Raw genomic sequence first — 1814 nt, forward strand, 5'->3', positions numbered from 1 at the left:
AGAGTCAGCTTAGTAAAATATTTAACTTTCTGGAACTATCAGACTTGCAGACCACCCCAAAAAGCTATACTTAACGACAGGTCATTTTGGACTGGTGTTTTGAGGACTTTTTACGCCGGTGATGACAGCAGCTGGACAGTAATATCATGCTAGCTCAGAGGCTGGGTATTACCGGTACTCCTGCACTGGTATTTCCCGATGAAGTGATTGGTGGATTTACTGATAAAAATGTCCTGAAAGAGATGATTGATAAAAGACTCAAGCAAATCAAATAATGCCTGAGAAGGGCCGGACAGAAAGCAGAATAAAGGCCCTGCTAGTAAGCAGGGCCTTTATTAAGGAGATGTTTATAACAATCAGATTTCAGAAACGATACAGGCTTTGCGATCCTTACCTGTCCGCTCAAGATAGGCTGAGAAGTCCGCAGGAATACGTCCTGTTGTCGCCCCTTCCCAGTCTACTGATGAACCATCAACGGCTTCGTAGCGAAACAAATAGCGCTGGCGAGTTTTACCTTTACGACCACTGCTGCTCTTATCATCAGTCAGGTCTTTCATATCACCCAGTGAGAGCCCAAGCTCTTTCATCTGTTTAACAACAGCATCCAGTGCCTCTTTTTTGCGGGCGTGCTCCTCTTCAATCTCCATTTGAGCCATCAACTTTTCCTCGTAAATGGCTTCAATTCGACCGATAACGCGCTGAAGATCTTCAGCGTGCATATCATGAAAGAGTTTGCGTACCTGAACTTTAGACTTCAGAACACCGAGAGCTTCATCAAAAATATTCATTGTTTGAACCAATCTTATAAATCAAAGGATCAATTAAAAGTAAGGTTTGAAATCAGTAAAAAACTTAACATTGACACTTCTGTCTGTAAATAGACAAAACCCCGTGCATTGTTGATAAAAAATGAGCATATTTTCTCATCACCTCTCAAAAAATGCTTTTTTCAGACATCATTTTACATAGCGACCTATTGCATAACGACAAAGCCATAAACCATAAGGGGTAAAGCGAAGAATCAGGTTTCCTCATCACATGGTTTGGGAAATCAGTAATGATTAACAATTAAAGTAGAAATCAGCAGCATAAAACAGGAAAGATTAAATAAAGCCATAATACTGATCAAAGCACTACCGACATAATAATTCAGTCTCATTTAAGGGTAAATAAAAATAGCCACCTTCTTATATCATGAAAAACCTAATCATTGAGTTTAATTCATATTTAAAAATACGCCAAAAAAACTCGTTAGAAACTGCGACACTGGCTTTATAGCAAACTTTCTTTTCTAGCATGATATGCTGAAGTAGCTGAAAGTAAAGCGATCAAAACAATGCAAAGCCAAGAATAAGTACATTTCTTAAAGGGAAATAAAGCGAAGTAAATAAATCAAATAAATTTAAAAATCAACTCCTTTAAAATACCAGATATTCACAAAAAAGGTAAAGCTGAAACATGAAATATATAAAAATTAAGTACCCTTACTTAAATTAAATTAATCCATTAAAGTAATAAGTATCAAGAATATTAAAAACCAGTTTAATTTCAAAGCCCCAGAAAGTCCTGAGGCTTTGAAGATGTTCTGAAATCGGAAGCGAGCCTGTAAATAATTCTGTGTAAACGCCACCAAAACTATTACTCCTTGAACCGGTCAGGAAACATAATTTCAAACCGGTTCATGGCTGCTTTCCAGTTCCTGATCGGCATGGTCCATTTCTCGGAAGCTTTTTCCATGGCCAGATAGATTACCTTCATGACTGACTCATCAGTCCGAAAAATCTTCCGGTTCTTGATCGCCTTACGAATGACGC

The 1814-nt window shown here is 38.0% G+C and carries 2 protein-coding genes and 1 pseudogene; 1 reads left to right on the forward strand and 2 read right to left on the reverse strand.

The window, feature by feature from the left end; translation table 11 throughout:
• Positions 1–146 precede the first annotated feature (146 nt).
• Complete coding sequence (locus tag AK963_RS36750; RefSeq protein WP_274520565.1) at positions 147–275, forward strand: thioredoxin domain-containing protein; 129 nt, start codon at positions 147–149, stop codon at positions 273–275.
• Positions 276–356: 81 nt separating this feature from the next.
• Here the strand turns inward: AK963_RS36750 and AK963_RS28440 are convergent, their stop codons facing one another.
• Both AK963_RS28440 and AK963_RS36195 read right to left on the reverse strand, forming a co-directional pair.
• On the reverse strand, positions 357–788 hold the full coding sequence (locus AK963_RS28440; RefSeq protein ID WP_066018653.1) for an H-NS family histone-like protein: 432 nt from the start codon (positions 786–788) through the stop codon (positions 357–359).
• 850 nt (positions 789–1638) lie between these two features.
• Positions 1639–1814 (reverse strand): annotated as a pseudogene (locus AK963_RS36195) (IS256 family transposase); the annotation flags it as partial.

This window comes from Endozoicomonas atrinae, assembly GCF_001647025.1.
GTDB classification, from domain to species: domain Bacteria; phylum Pseudomonadota; class Gammaproteobacteria; order Pseudomonadales; family Endozoicomonadaceae; genus Endozoicomonas; species Endozoicomonas atrinae.